Genomic DNA, 21,079 nt, shown 5'->3' with positions numbered 1-21,079 from the left:
CTTCCTACATGTCAGAGAGCCGGGATACGCCGACCCAGCCGTTGCCCGGAGGAGATTTGATAAACGCCTGACAGCGCCTCCAGTATATCAGACTCAGCTTGTCAAACGGCATAAATTCGTGAAGCCTGGCGAAAATCCTTCCGGCCTTCTCCCATTCCCGGGTCCTGAACAGGCCTAAAGCGTCTTCATAGGCGCTCAAATTCTTTGCTTTGCTCTCCCGCATGCCCCGGGGGTCGGCCCCAAACACCTCGTACAAGGTGACGGCGGCGTCCTTGCCCGGCATGGCGACCATGTCAGCCTCACGCAAGCCGTAGATCTTCCCTTTAGGAAGAGCCTCCCATGTGGCCCCGGAAACCGCCACGCGCAGGCCGTAAATTTTGGAAAGCCTCTCCAACTTGGCGGCGATGCCGGCGGCCTCCCCCAAAACCACGCTTTCCCGCTCTCCGCCGAGTTCAATATGGCCGACGGAAATACTCCCGGTGTGAATCCCGATACCCATGTCCACAGGCAGCTTGGCGGCCTTTCTGCGCTGCTCCGAGAAATCCCGCAAGTCGCGGTGCATTTCTATGGCGGCCCTAACCGCCTGTTCCGGCCCTTTACCCTCCATGTCCGGAAACAAGGCCATTATGCCGTCGCCCCGAAAATCGCCAATAACGCCGTTGTTTCTCAGGACGGGCAGGCCGATGGCGTCTACATAATCGTTGATGAAAGAAAAATTTTCCTCAACGCCCATGGAGTCATAATGACCGGAGTACGCCCGAATGCCCGAAAACAGGATCGACGCCGTCTCCTTACAGCACGCCTTGGCGGAATCGCCGTTCCCCCCTATCCGGCACAGAAGCCGCGCCGCGCCCTTGGCCGGAGGCGCCGCTTCAGGCGCCGGCGGTGCGCAGGTTTCCTTAAGAGCCGTCTGATGCAGCCGGGCCTTGTCTATGGCCGCCGCCGCGTGGGTCGCCAGGGCGAGCACGTGCTTTACCTCGGGCTCGCCGTAATTGGCCGGCCTCTGATTGCTGATGTTGATGGCGCCGATAATCCTGTCCGCAGCGGCAATGGGCACGCAAATCAACGAACATATGGGATAAGAGCCGGGCACGTACCGGGCGTCCTGGGACACGTCGGGCACCACCTCGGGAATCCCGGTCAGCAAAACGTCCCCCACTATGCCGACGCCGGGCTTCAGCACGGGGCGATCATTCATTTTTCTGCCAAAGGCCGCCGCAATTTCCAGCCTGCCGGTTTCCTCATTCAGCAGCATTACCGAAGCGCCCGTGGACTCCACCGTGCTGGTGGCCTCGTCCACCAGGGCCATGGCTATTTCCGCCACATCCAGGCTGGCGCCCAGCCTGGAGTGGATCTCGTGAATCAGGCTGATCTCAGATTCCTTGTCCAGCACTTGCTCCATGGCTTCCCGTTTTTCCAATTCCTGTTGGGAAAGATGGGAGAGCAGGGAGGCCATGCAGTACGACTGCGGAGGGCCTAAAACATAGCCGATAATGCGGCCGGCCAGCCATACGGGAAATTCGCCCCCTGACGCCTTGGCCTTTGCATCGCCCCACAAGGTCCGTTTGGCGGAGTCCACCACTAAAGCAGGCAGCCGAAGGGCTTCGGCCAGATCTTCCAAGACATGCGCAGCGTCCGTTTGCACCAAACGCTTGAAGTTGATGGTTGACGCCATGGTCCCGTCCTTTAAAATTGGGTTGTTTTTTGAAGGTAAGCCTAATATTTGTCTGGCGGTGAAATGTACTCCCCATGGACAAAAAATACAAATCATTGTATATACTAACCAGTATATGGGATAAAATGAACTAGTGTCAAGCAATGGGCTCTTCAACGGATTTAATGCGCATGAATTTTGCCAAAATGGATTTTATCAGTGTTTTTTCAGGGAGATAATCATGGCGATTTATGAATATGAACACCTTGGCGAGCCTTGCGGCCGCGGCGCCGTGTTTGAAGCGGTTCAGTCCATGCGGGAAAACCCGCTGACCAGATGCCCGGAATGCGGCGGGCCGGTGAGAAAAATAATATCCAGAAGCAATATCAACACGCCCAAGACGAACAGCGAGCTGAAGGACCTGGGATTTACCAAACTGGTGAGAAGAGATAACGGCGTTTACGAAAATGTTACAGCCAGATCCGGAGAGAACAAGTATATGGAGGCTGGAAAGCCGGAAACCATCCCGGATTTTTCAAAAACCATCGCCGACTAACACGCCTTACATGCCCACACCTGTTATTTCGCCTCCTTTATGTTGAAAATACTTGACAAAATACTACTTCCCGGTCATATCCTGAATAATACTGAGCAGCGGTTTAGGCAGTAAAGTGGCGGACGTAAAAGTTCGCCTGAGGGGTTTACGCCTGAAGCGCGCCAATGCTTCTTGAGTTCGACACTGTCGAGCCTAGGCTGCTGCTTGCTTCCACGCCAGAAAGGATTTTCGTCAAATGCTGCCCATGTTATTTGGTTCCCGAAGAAAGGCAAGCGGCCTGTGCTTAATCATGGCTGCTTTTTTTTGTTTAATCTTTGCAGCAGGTTGCGGAACAGAAGGTAAGGGCAACGACGATGGTGTTATTCCCAGTTATGACGGCTCGGCCGGAACCGGCGGCTCCGGAGGCTCTTCCGGCGGCTCCTCTTCAGGCGGAGGCGTAGTGGATAATACATCGGACGACGGAGAGGCCAACAATCTAATCCTCAAATCATCCCACTTGACTACAAACAGCGTAGGAACCAATATCGTTATTGGAGAGGTTCAATACACAGGCAAAAATGTAGCCTATGACTGCGCGGTTAAGGCGCGTTTTTATGACGTAAACGGCGCTATGATTTTTGTAAATGGGGCCAGCATCTTTTCCCAGAGGCCTTTGCTGCTGGCGAGCAGCGGGTATAGCCAATATTGCCTCGCCACCGGCGAGACGGGGTATTTTATGGTGGGTTTCGGCGGAGCCTTGGCGGATCTGGACCGCTATGAGATTGCTCCTAAATGCCTGGTCAGCAAGATTGGCGAGGACGTTAAAAATCCTGAAAATGAAATTGAGTTTAAAACCAAAAAGGCTTTCGAACTAACCGCTTTGGAATATTATGGGCAGGAATATTATGATTATCTGGTAATACTCGATCAGGTTCCCGACTATTTTCCCATGTATGCCATCGAGTTGGACTATACCAACAAGGGCGATGATTCCATTTACGACGCCTACGCTCAAGTAGCCTGGTTTGTGGATGGAGAACTTTACGAGATTGAGAAGGTGGATTTGTTTCAGGGGGTTCGGGAAGTCACCGCGAACGTGTCGTATGCACAGACCATCTATTCCTATCTTAAGGCCGGCAATGTCGAGCATGTTCTCATGCCTTTATGGCATGAGCGGGCGCCGATTTCCAAAAAGGCGGGTGAGTCCGAAGCCTATGAGGCCGCCTCCGGAGCTGGCGCCATTGCAGGGGATAACGCCATATCCAACACCTATGTTCACTATGTGGACCAGGACCAGTGGTTTATAATAAACGAATACGGCTGGGAAGAGCCGTACTTCTTCCCCCCCAAGGATTCCAAGGCGAAGCGGTAGCGGCGCAAAAATCGCGCCGTCCGCCGGCAATGACGGGATTTTTCGATCCCCAAGCCCCCAAGGCACACATATTGCGTTGGGGGTTTTCTTTGTGGCCGGATTGGTTTAGTCGCTGTGGGTCATGAATCCTACGACGGCGAAGATGGCGATAATAATGCCAAAGCCGAAATACAGGGCGGTGAAATAGCTGACTTTTTCTAGGTTGTCGCCCACCAGGACCGCCCGGTTGAGGATGTAGCCCCAGTACAGGGCGAACAGATAGTTGTTGATGAGTGCAACTTTGATCCGCCCAAACAGCAAAGCCAGAGTGCTGATCAGCAGCAGCAGGCCGATCTGGTACATGGGGATAGACAGTTGCGTAGAGTAAATAGCTTCCAGTTGAGCGAAATCCATTCTTACGCCTCCAAACTGCAAATTCTAACGGACTTTGAGCCAAACCCTTTTCCACGGCTCTTTTTCAGGCACTATAAAGCGGAATGGGATCAAGGTCAACTTGCAATAACCGGCGGCGCCCATTCCCGGCGCGGGGCCTTAACGTGTTATATCGGCCATTAAGTCCTTGTTATTAAGCGCCAAAGTTCTTTTTGCATGAATTATGCCCGCCCTTTAACAATAGCCTTGACCACGGCGCGTATATTGCTTAGTTTCAGAAAATGCGGTTATCGCGAAAAAATTTCATATATGTGGAGCGTAAAATGATCAACATTACCCTGCCTGATGGAACAATTGTGGAGTCTGACGGCCCCGTCTCCGGAGAAGACGTGGCCAAGGGCATTTCGGAAGGTTTTGCCAGAAACTGCGTCGCCATGGAGGTGGACGGCAAGTTGACGGACCTGTCCACGCCTATAGAAACCGACGCCTCGGTTGTTTTCATCACTACCAATGACGAGCAGGGTCTGGACATCATGCGTCACAGCGCTGCTCACGTAATGGCGGAAGCGATCCTTAACCTGTATCCCGACGCCAAGCTGACCATCGGGCCGGTGATTGAGGACGGTTTTTATTATGACATTGATATGCCGCCCATCTCGGAAGACGACTTTCCCAAGATAGAGCAGGAAATCAACAAGATTATAAAAGCAAAAAAACCCTTTGTACGGAAAACCCTGAGCAAAGCCGAGGCCCTGGACTTTTACAAGGACAACGCGTTTAAAACCGAGCTGATCAGCGAACTGGAAGACGGAACCATATCCATTTACGAGCAGGGAGGCTTTACCGACCTGTGCCGCGGCCCTCACGTTCCCAACACCGGACTGGTTAAGACCCTCAAGCTCATGAAGGTTTCGGGCGCTTATTGGAGAGGGGATTCGGAGCGGCCCATGCTGCAGCGGCTGTACGGGACCGCCTTTTTCGATAAAAAAGAGCTGAAAAGCTACCTCCATCTGCTGGAGGAAGCCAAAAAGCGGGATCACAGAAAATTGGGAACCGCCCTGGACCTGTTCAGCTTTCATGAGGAAGCGGCGGGCATGCCTTTTTTTCACGCCCGGGGCATGGAGCTTTGGAACGCGCTTTTAGCCTACTGGCGGGAAGAGCATAAAAAAGCCGGGTACGTAGAAACCAAAACCCCCATCATGCTCAACAAAGGCCTTTGGGAACGCAGCGGACATTGGGAGAACTACAGGGAGAACATGTACACCTCCCTGATCGAGGATTTCGACTACGCCATCAAGCCCATGAACTGCCCCGGCGGCATGCTCTTGTACAAGACCAAACACCACTCCTATAACGATTTGCCCATCCGGGCGGGAGAAATCGGCCTGGTTCACCGCCACGAGCTTTCGGGCGTGCTTTCCGGTCTGTTCCGGGTCCGCGCTTTTCACCAGGACGACGCCCACATCTTCATGACCGAAGAAATGATCGAAGACGAAATCCTGGGCGTGTTGCAGCTTGTGGAAAGAATGTACAGCACATTCGGCTTGGGCTTTCATCTGGAGCTTTCCACCCGGCCGGAGAAATCCATCGGCACGGACGAGCAATGGGAAAAAGCCACGGAGGGGCTCCGGGCCGCCCTGGACAAATCCGGACGCGATTATAAAATCAACGAGGGCGACGGCGCCTTCTACGGACCCAAGATAGACATCCACATCAAGGACGCCCTGGGCCGGACCTGGCAGTGCGGAACCATCCAGTTGGACATGAACCTGCCCGAGCGGTTCGACCTCACCTACGTGGGTGCGGACAACCAGCGCCACCGGCCGGTGATGATCCACCGGGTCATCTATGGTTCCATTGAGCGATTCCTGGGCATTCTGATCGAGCATTACGCCGGCAAGTTCCCCTTGTGGCTGTCTCCGTGCCAGGCGGTGGTTTTGGCCATGAACGACGACGTGGCCGGATACGCCAAAGAGGTGAAAGCCAAGCTGGAGGAAGCGGGATTGCGCATGGAGATCGACCTGCGGGCCGAAAGCATCAACAAAAAGGTGCGCGACGCCCAGTTGTCTAAAATTCCGCTCATGCTCACCGTAGGCGGCAAAGAGGAAGCAGCCCAAACCCTTGCGGTCCGCACTTTGGACGGCAAGGTGAAATACGGGGTGACCATCGGCGACTTCCTGAACAAGGTCCTCCCGCACATAGAATCCCGAAACCCGGACCTGGTGGAGTTCTGATTTTTGGAAGACAATTCAAAGTATACAAGGCTGGCCTTGGCCTGGATACTGGGGTGGACGATCTTTCGCCTTGTGTATTCTGCGGCCTTTTTATTGTCCCCGGACGAAACGAATTACTGGCAGTGGGGGAGGCATCTGGCCTGGGGTTACCACGACCAGGCCCCCCTGCTGGGCTGGGCCATAAGGCTCAGCACGGAAATCTTCGGCGTTAACGAATTCGCCGTGCGCCTGCCCTCCGTGCTTTCCATGGGCGTCGCCAGCGCGTATCTGGTTCTCCTGGCGGGACGGTATTTTTCCGGCCGCGTGGCCGTGGCCGCGGCCTTGCTGACCCAAGGCGTCCTGGAATTCAACGTAGGCGGCCTTTTGGCCACCTGCGACGGGCTTCAGGCCATGGCCTGGGCCGGGGCCACATGGCACGGCGCCAGGGCGTGCGAGGACCATGAGTGGAAGCAATGGCTGAGCACGGGCTTCTGGTTCGGGTTCGGGCTGCTGTCCAAATTCACCATGGTCATTTTTGGGCCCGGCCTGCTGATCTACATGATCTTTTCCAAAGAGCACAGGGGCCGGCTGGCTTCCATCAAGCCATATGCAGGCGTTGTCTTCGGTTTGCTGATGTTTGCTCCGGTCCTCTATTGGAACGCCGCCCATGGCTGGAATTCCGCCAGGCACGTGGCATATATCGGAGGCGCCGGCGAGTCTTTCACCCTCCATTTTAAGTATTTCGGGGACCTCATGGGCAGCCAGGCCGCGCTTTTGTCGCCCCTGGTCTTCATCCTGGCGCTGTGGGCCTGGATTCGCGTTATCAAAAGGAACTACAACCGGCGCAAGTGGATCATCCCCCTGCTCTTCTGGACCTCCTTCCCCATGTTCGCCGGATTCACCCTGCTTTCGTTCCATACCCGGATTTACGGCAATTGGCCCGGGGCCGCCTACTTGGGCGCCTGCTTGCTGGCTGCGGCCTTTTTCTCCAACGCCAAACCCAGGCTATGGAAATGGACGTTGGGAATTTCCTACGCTTTCACCATCCTGGTTCTGGTCCAGGTCGTCTTTCCCATTCTTCCCCTTTCTCCAGACCTGGACCGCCCTGCGACGGAACTGGGCGGCTGGGACGAAATCGGAGAAAAAGCCGCCGCCATGCAGGCGGAAATGCCCGACCCGGACAACACCTTTCTCTTTGGCTTCCGCTACCAGGAAGCCAGCGAACTGGCCTTTTACGTCCCGGGCCGGCCCGAAACGGTTTCCATCAACAAATGGAAGCGCCCCAATGTCTACGATTACTGGTGGAAGGACGAAGACCTGATGGGCATGGACGCCGTTGGGGTTTCCCGCCACGATAATGAAGTGAAAAAGCTGCGCAAGGTGTTTGAGTCCGTAAGCGCTCCCGTGCCTTTGGAGCTATACCGGAAAAGACCCTTTAAGGCCGAGCCGGAACTCGTCCGTACGGTTTACCTGTATAAGGCCTACGGATTCAAAGGCGGCCTCCGGTGGGAGCCCCCCAAAGGCAGCAAGGACATTCGCACAAGCAGCTAACCCCGGGCAAACGTCTAGGTTTTTGCAGGCCCTATCCAGATTTGCTTGGCGTTTACGAACTCCCGGATGCCATGGGGCCCCAGTTCCCTGCCGTATCCTGATTTTTTAACGCCCCCGCTGGGCAGCCGGGGATCCGTCTTTACCAGCCCGTTCACAGCCACCTGCCCGGCTTCCAGCTCCCAGGCAATGGATTCGCCTCTTTGGGAATCCGTCCAGACGCTCGCCGCCAGGCCGTAGGGGGTGTCATTGGCCATTTTCAAGGCCTGATCCGCGTCCTCCGCCGCCATGACCACCATGACCGGGCCGAAGGTTTCCTCGCAAGCGGCGACCATGGACGGGTCGACGTCAGCCAGAAGGGTTACGGGGTAAAAATACCCCGGCCCGTCGGGGATGCTCCCTCCAAGCAGGCAACGCGCCCCGGCCTGGACCGTTTCTTTGACCTGGCGGTGCAGGTCGTCTCTCAAATCCCCCCTGGCAATGGGGCCTATGTCCGTCTCCATGTCGGCCGGATCCCCCACTTTCAGGGCTTTTAAGCGTTCCGCAAGCAAATCCACCATCACATCATACACCTGTCTTTCCACAATGACCCGCTTGGCTGCAATGCAGGATTGCCCGGCATTGATGATGCGCATGGTTGTGATGAGGTCGGCGGCCTTGGGCAGGTCCGCGTCTGCTAAAACGATGCTTGGGTCCGATCCCCCCAATTCCAAAAGCGCGGGCTTGATTTCCGACGCCGCAATGGAGGCGACGGCGCTTCCGGCGGCGGTGGAGCCTGTGAGAGAAACGCCGCGAACCCGGGGATCCCTGATGACGGCTTCCACCTGGGCGCTTTTAACGGGCAAATTCTGCATGATGCCCGGAGGGGCGCCCACGGCGTCAAATACGCCTGCAATAGCCCGCGCACATTGGGGAACATGGGAGTCGTGCTTCATCAGGCAGGTATTTCCGGCCATAAGCGTGGGAGCGCAAAACCGAAAGGCCAGCCAAAAAGGGGCGTTCCAGGGCAGAACCCCCAGTATGGGGCCCAAGGGCTGATAGATTACGTAACTAAGAGCGGCGTCCGACTCGATGGTTTCCCGGGCCAGATACTCTTCCGCATATTGTGCGTAGTGCTCCGCACACCAGGCCGCCTTATTCACCTCGCCCAAGGCTTCCTTGACGGGCTTGCCCATCTCCCGGGTCATGGGCCGGGCCAGTTTTTCCGCATTGGTGCGCATATATGAGGCCGCTTCGTTTAACACCGCAGCCCGCTCGCCGAAACTTTGCCGCTTCCATTGATCAAACGAAGCGGCTGCCTTGGCGATGATGCCGTCAATTTCCTGAGTTCCGGCTGGTTCGTATTCATGGATCAATTGTCCCGTATTGGGATCAACCGCTTTGAGCATACTTCCTCCTTATGCACGGAATGATTTGTTTTTATTCGTCGGGTTGAGGATCTTCCGTTTCCTTCTCCTGGGGCGCCGGCTTCTCCTTCGGGGGGCAGGGCGCCCCGGCTTTTTCCGTTGGGGCGCCGTATTTTTCCAGGACCAGAAAATCCTCGTCAAAATCAAAGAAAGACCGGCAGCCGTCCTTGGTAATGTACACGGTGTCGGAAATCCCGCAGGTTTTATCGCCGTCGACCCCCCACATCCAGGGAATCAAATGGAGGGTCATTCCCTCCTGGATGACCTGGGAGTCGCCTTGTTTGAGGCTGACTATATATCCCTCGTCCCAACTGGGCGGGAAGGCGATGCCAATGGAGTAGCCGGAGCGGGTGATGAGGCTGGCGCCCACATCGTTTTCCGCTATGATGTTGCGCACGATATTGTCGGCGTCGGAAACCGTCAGCCCCGGGCGCAAAGCCGCCTTGACCTGCTTGAGGGCCAGTTTCATGCGCTCCTCGGCTTTTTCCATGGATTCGGACAACTCCCCCAGCACCACCGTGCGCATCATGGCCGTGTGGTAGCGCCGATAGCAGCCCCCGACTTCCAGGAAAACATGCTCTCCCGGTTGCACCTTGCGGCCTTCCCAGGTGGCGTGGCCGATCATGGTGCGGGGGCCGGAAGTGACGTAAGGCATCACGGCCGGGGCCTCGCCTCCGGCGCAGAACATGCCGTGGCTGATGGCCGCGGCGATTTCGTTCTCCGTGATGTCTGGGCGCACGGCCTGGAATCCGGCTCTCATGCCGGCCTCCGTGGCTTTGGCCGCTTTTTTCATGATGTCAATTTCAGCAGGGGACTTTCTTATGCGGCCTTGCTCCACAATGCCGAAGCAGTCAAGCAGGCGGCCATTGGTGAAGGTGGTATGAATGCTGTCCTGATGGTAGGCTGGAAAAAAATAGCTGTTGCGCTCATAACCGATGTCTTTGCCGGACAGGCCGAACTCCTTAAGAGCGCCGACCAGCATCTGGATGGCGTCGCCCGTATCCGGATAGGGCCGGGAAAGCTCCAGCCATGTACGCTCCAGAATATTGGACTCCTCCATGGCTCTGGTAATCATAAAGGCCTCCCCTTCCAGGGGGAGCACCAGGGCTTGAAAATAGGAGTACCCGGTGGTCTGATAGTCCGTCAGGTACATGAGGTTTTCCGGGTCCGTGATAATTACGGCGTCCAGCAGCCTCGCCACCATACGCTCGCGCAAGGCTTCCACCCGGCGTTCATACTCATCAAAGGGAAAGGTCATATCATCGCGTTTTTTCATGATTCCCCCAACCCCTCCTCCACAGCCATGGTGAACAAGGAGAGCCCTTCCATCAGGTCTTCGTCCGGGATGGTCAAAGGCGGAATGAGTTTAAGCACCCGGCCTCCCGTGCCGCAGGCGCCCAGGAGCAGGCCTTTCTCAAAGCATTTGGCCACCATCTTTTTGGCAAGGGCGCCATCCCCCACGTCCAGGCCCAGAAGCATGCCTTTTCCACGGACCGTCATGCCTCTTCCCGGATTCTTTTCAACCAGATCCCGGAGCTTTTGCTCCATCACGGCGCCTTTTCTTTTGACATCGTTCATCAGAGCATCGTCTTCAAAATAGGTCAGGGCCTCCCTGCCGGCCACAAAGGAAAAACCCTGGCCGCGAAAGGTGCCTGTGTGCTCCCCGGGCGACCAATGTTCATCGTGCTCGGGTTTGATCAGGTTCATGGCCAGCGGAGTGCCAAAGCCTCCTATGCCTTTCGCCAGGATAACAATGTCAGGCTCCAGGCCCATGCCGTCAAAACTGAAAAAGGAGCCGGTGCGTCCGCACCCCGCCTGGATGTCGTCCACCACAAGCAAGGCGCCCAGGTCTTTCGCCAACTGCTGCAAGGCAAGCAGCCATTCCTGGGTGGCAACATTCACGCCGCCCTCCGCCTGAATAGGCTCGACTAAAAATGCGGCGGGGGGCTCCAGTCCGCTGGAGGAGTCCTCGTAAATATCCCGCAGTTCCTGAACGGCCTGGGCGCCGGTCTGGTTCATGCCGTCAAAAGGATGGTGGACCACGTGGTCCAGGGGAACTCCGGAGGCGTTGCGAAAATAGGAGTTGGCCGTGCACGCCAGGGACCCCAGGGTCATGCCGTGGAAGCCGTGGCTGAATGCGGCGACGGCCGTTCTACCGGTTACTCTGCGCGCCAGCTTGAGGGCGATCTCCACGGCGTTGGTTCCGGTCGGGCCGGTAAACGCTATTTTATGCGGCATGTTTCTCGGCTCCAGGACGACGGAGACGAACTTTTCCAAAAATTCGCGTTTTGCCGTTGTGTAGGTGTCCAGGCTGTGGGCCACCCCGTCGGCCTCAATAAACTGCACCAGGGCTTTTTTCATGCCTTCGTTATTGTGCCCGTAATTGAGCACTCCGGCGCCGGCAAAAAAATCAATGTATGACTTTCCCGCTTCATCCGTCTGCCGCGCATTGGATGCGCTGGCGAACACGGTGGGATAAACCCTGCAATAGCTTCGTACGTTGGATTCTCTGTCTTCAAAAATACTCATGCAAGACTCCTTTCCGTTCTTTTTTCAACAGCTTTATCGTGAACCGGCCTGATTGGGAGTAAAACCAGGGCGCCGGATCAGGTTTGCTGAAGAAGGCGGCGGACGATAATCTGCATATCGCCCACCGCCCTGTATGATATTTACATAGAAAAGGATAACATGCGAAATCAATCAACTCAAATCCGGTTGAAAACCTGCAAGGACATATTTTGGGCAAGGCCAATGCCGACAGATATGTATATAACCAACTTCATTGATATTACGCACCGCTTTGAAAGGCGTTTTCGTGAATGCGGAATTGAGGGAAAGGAACTGACGCATCTACAACACGCTGTATGAATTCTTCCTTTGTTCAAAGAAAAAGCACAATATGCTGGAATTTTAAGGCATGGGGGCCTTGACCAGTTGAAAAAAGACCTTGGCGGCCAGGGGAATCAGGGCGTCGTTGAAATCATAACGCGGACTGTGGCAGGGCTCGCAGCGCCGCCCTTCCTCTCCCGCCCCCATAAGCATAAAAGCGCCCGGTTTTTGCTCCAGGTAGTAGCTAAAATCCTCGGAAGCCATCACGGGCGTCAGCATGGCGTCGTCAAGCCATTCCGCCCCAAGGACTTCTTTAAGGGCGGCGCGGCCCAGGCCGGCGCTTTCCGGCTCATTGACCACGGCCCCATACCTGGGGATGTGCTCCACCGTCGCCTCTGTCCCGTAAGCGGAAGCGGTTTGGACGGCGGTTTCGGTTATGAGGTCAAGCAGTACGGGACGCAGGGTATTGCGGGCGAAACGAATGCAGCCGCCCAGGACGCACTCCTCCGGGATCACGGTGTCCGGGCTGTCCGCAACAATGGAGGTAACGCTGACCACGGCGGCATGCTGGGGCGCCAGACGCCGGCTGACGATCTGTTGAAGCGCCTGCACCACGGCGGATGCCGCCAAAACAGGGTCTCGGCCTGCTTCGGGCTGGCTGGCGTGAGCGCCCCGGCCCCGGATTGTAATGCGAAACGTTCCATTAGCCGCCATGACCGGACCATCCGGGCATATGGCTTTTCCCATGGGGATGGCGGGCCAATTGTGCCAGCCGAAAACGGCGTCCACGCCGTCCAGGGCGCCGTTCTCAATCATGCGGCGGGCCCCGTGGCCTCCTTCCTCCGCAGGTTGAAAGATGAGGGTCACGGGCCCGGGAAGGCGGCTTTCATGCTTTTTCAGCCACCACCCCGCAGCCGTAAGCGCGGCTATATGGCCGTCATGTCCGCAAGCGTGCATGCAGCCCGGCGCGGCCGAGGCCCAGGGCAGATCCGTAGCTTCGGTGATGGGCATGGCGTCCATATCCGCCCTGAGGGCGATATGACGGCCGGGCGCCTTTGGTGCAAGCACGGCCAGGGAGCCTGTTCCGGCGCATTCGCGCCAGGCGATGCCGGCGCGGTCCAACTCCCGGCGAATTATTTGGGCGGTGTTGTGCTCCTGCCAGGTTAGCTCCGGACTGGCGTGCAAGGTTCGGCGCAGAGCCACGGCGTCCGCCGTCATCGTTTTCCAGGTTGCGTTTATCATGGGATTGCCTTTTTCGTAATTTTCTCAAGAAAAAGATTTTTTAAAAACACAAGGCAGCCGTCGCCTTTGTATGCGAGAAGCCAGTCAGGAGAGGCGGCAAGCTGCGCGCTGGTTACGGACCGCTCCTTTAGCAGCGCAATTTCGTGGGGATACTTGGTTAAATACTCCTCCGCGCCCGGCTTTCCGTAAGCAAAGGCGAAGTACTCCCGGCAGACCTTGTCAGGGTATACGGTTTCGTACCTCCCGTCCATGGACACTTTGGAATCCGGCAAGGACCACATGACAAACTGCCCCCAGTCGAATTCCGTCAGAATATTGCCGTGCAAGCCTTTTTCCCTGATGAAAGCAACGCCGTCCACCGGGTAGGCCATCTGCCCGGGCAATACCTGGCTTTCGGGCAGCGCTTCTATGGACAAAGGATTTCGTAATACCTGCGGATAATGAAAATGCGCCCAGACCACCTTGGCGTTCAACACCGCCAGGCAGGCCATGGAAAGCAAGGCCGCGCCCAATAGTATGGAGGCTTCCCTGGACTTGGTCTTTATGAAATAATCAGCCCCGGAAGGCAAAAGCGCCGCCATGGCAATCCCCATGAACGGGATGTGCCTCATGTGCGAGAATGCCATCCAGCTCACGGCGGCCAAAACCAGCACGGCGGACCAGTTCTTTTGAAGAGGCTTTAGACAGAAGAGCACAGCTAAAGGAAAAAGCCCCATAAAAAGCGGAATGGCAAGGTGTTTGAAGCCCATGGACATGGCTTTCCAGATGGACATCCACTCATAAATCTCGGGCCTGGGCATTAGAATTGCCTTGACCAAATAAGTCCAGTAGGTCCAGCCGTAAGGATTGATCAAAGTGGCGGCCAGACACGGCGCCAGGATGAACAAATAGGGCTTCCAGGGTTTTCGGGATAAGAACTCCCCTGCTGCATAAAGGCCGACTATGGCCAATCCGGCTACAAAACCGCCGTGGAGATTGCACCAAAGCAGGATTACAGGCGGGAAGAGCCAGAGGGGCTTGAACCGCTGGCTCAGCCGGCAAGTCTCCAGCAGATAGAGAGTGAGCGCAAAAAAGAAATAGGTGAACACCTGGGCGCGCACCGGTCCGAATCCCGTGCAAATAGCGAATGCGGGAAAAAAAAGACCAAGCAAGGCCAAGGACGTTTTAGCACCGCGCTTTTTCGCCGCCGCGTAGGCCAGAAAAAGCGTCAAAAAGGCGAAAATATATCTTAATGCCTGCAGGGCTTCTTCCCCGATACCTGCGTACAAAGGGAAAAAGATTACCCCGGTAAGCCACTCGTGGTAAATCCATACAGGGTTGACGGGCATGTAGGAAAAAGGGTCCGTATACGGAAAGCCCGGCTCCGTCCAGAAGGTGTAGCCAAAGGCCATGTAACCCCATAAATCCGGATCGGCAAGAGAGACGATCAGACCCATGGCATAGGAGAACGCGACCAGAATGAAAGCGGCCCAAACAGTTGCTTTTGATTCGATGAACCTGACCACTATCATCCACCTTCCTTTGAAAATATCACGGTGTTTTCATCCTTATAGATTTCCCGCCAGCCCGGCTCCCTGGACATGGATTTGTGGAGGGCGCCGCCCCTGTATATCAACACAATGTCATGGGGATGGCGAACCAGGAAGTCGCGCCAGCCCGCGCCAGCCTGCAAAAACCGGAAGTATTCGTCGCGCACCTTTTTGGGATAGACGGTTTCAAACCGAAGGTCCATGGCCACCTTGCATCTTGGGTAAAGCCGCCAACTGACATAACCGCCCCAGGTGGCGTAAGGCAGGATATTCCCCGAAAACCCGGCCGTCTCCAAATAGTCCACCGCATGAACCGGGTAAAACAAGGCGTCCGTTCCAGGAGCGTAGGGTTGGGCTGGGGTGTTGAGCGCCAGGGGGTTTCCGCCGTTTATAACAATGGGGGTTTTTAGAACGAAGTACTTGATGTTGCAGGCCGCCATGACCAAGGCGAACAGCAGGACAAAAAGGATTGCGCAAGTCCTGACCTTTGTTTTTCGCTTTTCGCCGCAGCAGACCTCCTGAAATAGAAACGGACCGTAGGCGCCTGCAGCCAAAACTAAAAACGGCATGTGCCTGTGATGGACCATTCCCAGAAAGGCCGTCGTCAGAAAAATCAGCGTAAACACCTTGTCCTGAAAACCGTAAAGAACAAGCATTCCGAGAGCAAAGCCAACGCAGGCCAAAAAAATTAGCAGGTCGTAAGACGGCCCGAAATGAACCCATGCACCGGGAACGGAAACCCATTCCCTGACGCCGGCCTGGGGCTCGGCCAAATGTCCAGCAATCGCCGTCCATAAGCCCAGGCCGTAGGGGTTGATTAGTGTGGCCAAAATGCAGACGGCCAAAACCTTCAGATAAGACGAATAACGCCGGCCCTCCCAAAAGCGGCCGGCGGCGTACAGGCCGATTAGCCCAAGCCCAGCCGGAAATCCTCCATGCAGGTTGGCCCAAAGGGCCATGATGAGGGGCAAAATCCACAAACGGCGGAAGTTTTCATTAATTCGGGCGGTCTCCAAAACAAAAATAAAGAGGGCGAAAAAAAAATATGTAAAACACAAGGCCCGGAAGGCCGGAAAAGCCCAGGAAAAGAAAGCGCCGCCAGCCAAAAAAAAATACAGGGAATGCTTAAGCGCCGCCCCCCGGCGCCTGGACGCCAAAAACAGCAGGAACGCCGTCAGGCAGCCCAATATATATTTTAAAACCTGAATCCCAGCCGGCCCGGTTGCCTCCCAAAGGCGGTATAAAACCACGCCGGTAAGCCATTCATGAAACACCCAATCCGGATGGGTCGGCGTATAGGCGAGGAAGTCCCGGCAGGGAAATCCGGGCTCGTTGAAAAACATGCGCCCGAAATTAAGATATCCCCATAAATCCGGTTCTGCAAAGGCGTCTGTAAGCGCTATCAGGACCAATACCGCAGAAAGGATGGACAACCCCAAGGCGGCCGGACGCGGCATAGCGGCGGCGTTAGTCTCCATAGGCTGGAATTCTAATAGAATTTATAGTGGTTAACAAGCGCCAATTTCATTTTGGACGGGCGCGCTGCAGGAGTTTGAATTTTGTTTCTTGATTGTGGTAGTGAATAAAAGCGAAAAATGCCTTGCCCCAATTTCATGAACAGACAGTCAAACCATCTTAATGTTTAAACAGGGGGTTGAGAACCCGCCGCCCCAAGGCCTTGTATGTATTTAAGATCACTATCCATATTCTTGCTGATCACGACTTTGGCGTACGGGGCCGGCATCGCCCTGATGCAGCAGCTGACCGGTTTCTACCATATACCTGTTCATGACGAGGTGCATTTTTTGGAGGCCATTAAGCTGTTTGGAGCTGAAATTTCCCTGCACAGCCTGGCCTCCTATAATGAAACTTCCGGTCCCCTGCCCTTTGTTCTTTACGGCCTTTGGGGGCGGCTGTTCGGCTTTGAGGCGCCCGCCCTGCGCTTTTTATCGCTCCTCCTGGGCTTTACGGCCTTAGGCCTGATTCATAATTTTTTGTACAACGTCATTGAAAACAAAAAGCACGCCTTGGCGGCGGCTTTTTTGTTTGCGGCCAACCCTTACACCATGGCCTTAACCGTTCTGATATACACGGACATGGCCGCCCTGGCCTTCTTGTTCGCCGCCATGATTGCCGCCAGGGAGGAAAAGCCCTGGCTCTATGGCTTCTGCATGGCGCTGGCGTTAATCAGCAGACAGTTTTTTGTTTTCTTTCCATTGGCTGTGGGGGGCGCCGCCCTGCTTCGCCTTGTCGTCAACCGTCAATGGGCGGCCTATAAAATGGCCCTGGCTTCCATAATCTCCACCTTTCCGCTGCTGCTGCTCATGATCGTGGTCTGGGGCGGTTTATGCCCTGAAAACGCGGCCAAGGCCGCTTGGGTTGACGGCATGACCGGGTTTCATCCGCGATTTGCAATCTTATACGCGTCGCTGACCGCCGTGTATGTCTTGCCCCTCCTGATTGTGAAGGCAAGGGAAATTTACCAGCCCTGGATTGTAGGCTTTTCCCTGGCGGCTTCCTTGCTGTATTGGATTTTTCCGCCCGGGGCGTCTCCTTCCGGATTGCAGTTCGGCCTTGTGTTCACGGGCTTTTTTCATCGCCTGATCTGCCTTGTTTCTTCGGCGGGTTGGTTTTATCACGCGGTGATGTTCCTGTTCTTTCTGGCTGGAGCCCCGCTTGTGCTCGGCTTTTTCAGGGAGGCGGGCCGCAGCATTCTGGAAAGAAAATTTGACGTCATTTTTCTAATAAACCTGTCTTTGGTTTTATTCTATGCGACCATGCCCTTTTCCTACCTGGCGTGGGAAAAATATCTCCTGCCCGCTCTTCCCCTGGCTTCTGCCAGCATTTTTGCGCTAAAGGGCGCCTGTTCATAAAACGATACTATTCAAAGAGGCAAATATTTTGACCTGTTGCATCGAAAATAGGTATATCAGGATAAGCCGCTACAATTCGGAAGTACAAATGGATCGCAATAATCAATAGCAAGCAAGTGCATAGAGGCTTGACAGACGCCGCAAGGCTTCGGAGGTTGCATTTTGCACCAAGGACATTTGAATGAGGATTTTGCTCGCAAAAGCGCAGAGTTAGAAAAAAAACTGCGAGAATACCGAAGCGCCGCCCAAAAATACCATGCTCTGTTTCAGCAATTTCCCTTCGGCATTACAATTAGCGATGAAAACGGCGGAATTTTGGAAACCAACGTCGTCGCAGAGGAGCTTTTGGGGATCTTAAAGGAGGAGCATGAAAGCAAGTCCATAAACCCCGAAGACTGGAACATAATTCGCCCTGACGGATCGCCCATGCCGTTGGAGGAATGGGCCGCCGTGGTCGCGCTTAGGGAAAACCGCGTGGTATCCAAGGTGATGGGGGTTGTAGGGCAGGACGGCGCCGCCGCCTGGTTTAACGTGGCCGCAGCCCCGCTTCATTTAAAGGGTTACGGGGTGGTAATAACCTACCACAATATTACGGACAAGATACAGACGGAACAGGCCCTGAAAGACAGCGAAAAGCGTTTTCAAATGTTTTTTGAAAACGCGCCGTTAGGGTATCAGTCTCTGGATGAAAACGGCTGCTTTATTCAAGTCAACCAGACTTGGCTGCAAATCCTGGGTTACGCCAGGGAAGAGGTTATAGGCAGACCTTTCAGCGACTTTTTGCATCCGGACTGGAAAGAGCATTTCAAGGAAAACTTTCCCCGCTTCAAAGCCATTGGCGAAATCCTGGGCGTGGAATTTTATATGCGGAAAAAGGACGGGGCGTTTATCCTGGTTTCCTTTAACGGCAAAATCGGAAAGGACGCCAAAGGGGATTTTAAACAGACCCATTGCATTTTACAAGACATAACCGAACAAAAACGCACCCAGGATGCGCTTGAAAAGCGCCTTTTGGCCTTGACCAGGCCAATGGAGAATCCGGAGGATGTTCAACTCCAGGACCTTTTCAGCATCAAGGACCTGCAAAACTTTCAGGACCAGTTTTCTGCGGCCATGCAAGTGGCCTCAGTCATAACCACCCCCGCCGGAGAGCCGGTCACCACCCCCAGCAACTTCACAAGGCTGTGTTCGGACCTGATCCGGTCTACGGAAATCGGCCGCGCCAACTGCTACAAGTCGGATGCCATCCTGGGAGCGCACCATCAAAACGGGCCGTTCGTCAGGCCTTGCCTGAGCGGCGGTTTATGGGACGCGGGGGCAAGCATCACCGTTGGAGGAAAGCATCTTGCCAATTGGCTCATAGGCCAGGTGCGCGATGAAACGCAGACGGAAGAAGGCATCCGAGCCTACGCCCGAACCATCGGCGCGGATGAAGAGGAATGCGCCAAAGCGTTTTGGGAAACGCCCTCCATGAAGGTCGAGGCATTCCAACGGATTGCCGACTTGCTGTATACTTTTGCCAACACGTTGTCGGACATGGCCTTCCAAAACCTGCAGCAAGCCCGTTTTATTGGGGAACGCAAACAAGCCGAGGAAGCCATCAAGCGGCACCAGAGCCTCCACAGCAAGCTGGTAGCCAACATCGGGGACGTCATTGTCATCATCGATCAGGAAGGCGTAAACCGTTATAAGAGCGCCAATATAGAAAAACATTTCGGCTGGAAGCCGGAAGACGTGGTGGGAAAAAGCACCTGGGACAACGTCCATCCTGAAGATATAGAGGAGGCGAAAGAATTTTTTCTGAATCTGGCCAGGGAGCCGGATAAAACAGGCGTTCTTGAATGCCGGTATCGCCGCAAGGACGGCGCTTTTCGATGGATAGAGTTTACGGGCGTGAGCCTTTTTCATGACCCTGATATCAATGGAATTTTAGGAAATTACCACGACATAACCGAAAGAAAGGAGGCTGAAAAATCGCTGCGGGAAAGCGAAGCCCGCTTTAAGGCCCTGCACAACGCCTCCTTCGGCGGAATCGCCATCCATGATAAAGGAGTGATTCTGGACTGCAACAAGGGGCTTTCCGATATCTCCGGATATTCGGCGGAAGAATTGATCGGCATGGATGGGCTGCTGCTCATCGCCGAGCAAAGCCGGGACCTGGTGATGGGAAATATCTTGGCGGGCTATGAAAAGCCCTACGAAGCCATGGGGGTCCGGAAAAACGGCGAGGAGTTTCCCATTCGCCTGGAGGCGCGAAACATCCCGTACCAGGGCAAGCAGGTCAGGGTGGTGGAATTCAGGGACATCACCGAATCCAAGGCGGCGGAGGCGGAGCGGGAAAAGCTGCAATCCCAGCTTCTGCAAGCGCAAAAAATGGAATCCGTAGGCCGCCTTGCCGGCGGAGTAGCCCACGATTTCAACAATATGTTGAGCGTCATTATCGGGCATGCGGAAATGGCTATGGATGAGATGGACCCCGCCAACCCTATTTTCGCCGACTTAAGCGAAATCTTCAGCGCCGCTCAGCGCTCGGCCGACATTACCAGGCAATTGCTGGCTTTCGCCCGCAAGCAGACCATCGCCCCCAAAGTTCTGGACCTGAACCACACCGTGGAAGGCATGTTGAAAATGCTGCGCCGGCTGATCGGCGAAGATATAGACCTTGTGTGGGCGCCGCACAATAATTTGTGGGCCGTCAATATGGACCCCACTCAGATCGATCAAATCCTGGCCAACTTATGCGTCAACGCCCGTGACGCCATTGACGGCGTGGGGAAAATTGTCATCGAAACCAGTAAAGTCTCCATCACGGACTCTCCGGACAAAGACTCGGAAGCCCGGCCTGGAGACTATGTGGTCCTGGCTATCAGCGACGACGGCAAAGGCATGGATTTTCAAACCCAGGAGAAGCTGTTCGAGCCTTTTTTTTCAACAAAAGATGTGGACAAGGGAACCGGGCTGGGATTGGCCATGGTCTACGGAATTGTAAAGCAAAACAAGGGTTTTATTACGGTTCAAAGCGAAGTGGGCCAGGGCGCCACCTTTAAAATTCATTTGCCGAAGCATACGGCGCCTGTTGCGCGTGCGCCGAAAAAATCCGCGGAAGCTCCGGCCGCCAAGGGACACGAAATGATCCTGGTGGTTGAGGATGAACCAGCCATCCTGAATATGGCAAGGCTCATGCTGGAGCAATTGGGGTACAAGATTTTGGCGGCCAACTCCCCCAGCCAGGCCATCCAACTTGCCAAGGACCCGCCCGGGGAGATTCGTCTGGTGATAACCGATGTGATCATGCCAAACATGAACGGAAGGGAGTTGGAAGAGCGTTTGCGAATGATGCATCCGAACATCAAAACCCTGTTCATGTCCGGGTACACAGCCAATGTAATCGCCCAGCACGGCGTTTTAGACAAAGAAATCAGGTTTCTCAAAAAGCCTTTTACCAAAAAGATTCTGGCGGCAAGGGTTCGGGAAGCCCTGGACGGGAGTGATTGAAGACATCCTCG

14 protein-coding genes are annotated in these 21,079 nt (G+C 55.1%); 6 read left to right on the top strand and 8 right to left on the bottom strand.

The genetic code is table 11. The features are described 5' to 3' along the window. Positions 1–4 precede the first annotated feature (4 nt). Positions 5–1,675: a GAF domain-containing protein gene (locus BUE18_RS12385; RefSeq protein WP_073476093.1), complete on the bottom strand. Its 1,671-nt coding sequence runs from the start codon at positions 1,673–1,675 to the stop codon at positions 5–7. Between the two features lie 220 nt (positions 1,676–1,895). On the opposite strand from BUE18_RS12385, the gene BUE18_RS12380 reads away from it, so the two are divergent. Together BUE18_RS12380 and BUE18_RS12375 are read left to right on the top strand one after the other, a co-directional pair. After that, positions 1,896–2,210, top strand: a complete 315-nt coding sequence (locus BUE18_RS12380; protein WP_073476092.1) for an FmdB family zinc ribbon protein — start codon at positions 1,896–1,898, stop codon at positions 2,208–2,210. 439 nt (positions 2,211–2,649) lie between these two features. Beyond that, complete coding sequence (locus BUE18_RS12375) at positions 2,650–3,561, top strand: hypothetical protein (protein WP_170868341.1); 912 nt, start codon at positions 2,650–2,652, stop codon at positions 3,559–3,561. 105 nt (positions 3,562–3,666) lie between these two features. Here BUE18_RS12375 and BUE18_RS12370 read toward each other — a convergent pair whose 3' ends face one another. Beyond that, the gene (locus BUE18_RS12370; RefSeq protein WP_073476089.1) at positions 3,667–3,954 is read right to left on the bottom strand and encodes a hypothetical protein; all 288 of its coding nucleotides are present in this window, start codon (positions 3,952–3,954) and stop codon (positions 3,667–3,669) included. A 302-nt stretch (positions 3,955–4,256) separates the two neighbouring features. Between BUE18_RS12370 and thrS the strand changes: the two genes are divergently transcribed. Continuing rightward, positions 4,257–6,167 carry a threonine--tRNA ligase gene (thrS, locus tag BUE18_RS12365; RefSeq protein ID WP_073476087.1) on the top strand — a complete coding sequence of 637 codons (1,911 nt, stop codon included), beginning with the start codon at positions 4,257–4,259 and terminating at the stop codon, positions 6,165–6,167. 3 nt (positions 6,168–6,170) lie between these two features. Next, a complete protein-coding gene (locus tag BUE18_RS12360) occupies positions 6,171–7,697 on the top strand; it encodes a glycosyltransferase family 39 protein (RefSeq protein WP_073476085.1) in 1,527 nt (508 codons plus the stop codon). A gap of 14 nt (positions 7,698–7,711) precedes the next feature. On the opposite strand, the gene BUE18_RS12355 is transcribed toward BUE18_RS12360, so the two are convergent. From BUE18_RS12355 to BUE18_RS12330, 6 genes are all read right to left on the bottom strand, one after another. Further along, a complete protein-coding gene (locus tag BUE18_RS12355) occupies positions 7,712–9,082 on the bottom strand; it encodes an NAD-dependent succinate-semialdehyde dehydrogenase (RefSeq protein ID WP_073476083.1) in 1,371 nt (456 codons plus the stop codon). A gap of 31 nt (positions 9,083–9,113) precedes the next feature. After that, a complete protein-coding gene (gene doeA, locus BUE18_RS12350; RefSeq protein WP_083610974.1) occupies positions 9,114–10,376 on the bottom strand; it encodes an ectoine hydrolase in 1,263 nt (420 codons plus the stop codon). After that, the gene (locus BUE18_RS12345; protein ID WP_073476082.1) at positions 10,373–11,629 is read right to left on the bottom strand and encodes an aspartate aminotransferase family protein; all 1,257 of its coding nucleotides are present in this window, start codon (positions 11,627–11,629) and stop codon (positions 10,373–10,375) included. The genes doeA and BUE18_RS12345 overlap by 4 nt, the downstream gene beginning before the upstream one ends. A gap of 381 nt (positions 11,630–12,010) precedes the next feature. Next, the gene (gene doeB2, locus BUE18_RS12340) at positions 12,011–13,171 is read right to left on the bottom strand and encodes a N(2)-acetyl-L-2,4-diaminobutanoate deacetylase DoeB2 (protein WP_073476080.1); all 1,161 of its coding nucleotides are present in this window, start codon (positions 13,169–13,171) and stop codon (positions 12,011–12,013) included. Beyond that, positions 13,168–14,682 (bottom strand): hypothetical protein, encoded by a 1,515-nt coding sequence (locus BUE18_RS12335; RefSeq protein ID WP_073476078.1) that lies wholly within the window; start codon positions 14,680–14,682, stop codon positions 13,168–13,170. The genes doeB2 and BUE18_RS12335 overlap by 4 nt, the downstream gene beginning before the upstream one ends. Further along, entirely contained in the window at positions 14,679–16,178 is a 1,500-nt protein-coding gene (locus BUE18_RS12330; RefSeq protein ID WP_139264716.1) for a hypothetical protein, read from the bottom strand. Before BUE18_RS12330 ends, BUE18_RS12335 begins: the two co-directional genes overlap by 4 nt. Positions 16,179–16,382: 204 nt before the next feature. Here BUE18_RS12330 and BUE18_RS12325 point away from each other — a divergent pair, with 204 nt between their 5' ends. Continuing rightward, positions 16,383–17,573: a hypothetical protein gene (locus tag BUE18_RS12325; protein WP_073476075.1), complete on the top strand. Its 1,191-nt coding sequence runs from the start codon at positions 16,383–16,385 to the stop codon at positions 17,571–17,573. 162 nt (positions 17,574–17,735) lie between these two features. Continuing rightward, positions 17,736–21,068 (top strand): PAS domain S-box protein, encoded by a 3,333-nt coding sequence (locus tag BUE18_RS28465; RefSeq protein ID WP_073476073.1) that lies wholly within the window; start codon positions 17,736–17,738, stop codon positions 21,066–21,068. Positions 21,069–21,079: the final 11 nt, after the last annotated feature.

This window comes from Desulfatibacillum alkenivorans DSM 16219 (genome assembly GCF_900142135.1).
In the GTDB taxonomy this organism is placed as follows: Bacteria; Desulfobacterota; Desulfobacteria; order Desulfobacterales; family Desulfatibacillaceae; genus Desulfatibacillum; species Desulfatibacillum alkenivorans.
This window is presented reverse-complemented; position numbering and strand designations above follow the sequence as displayed.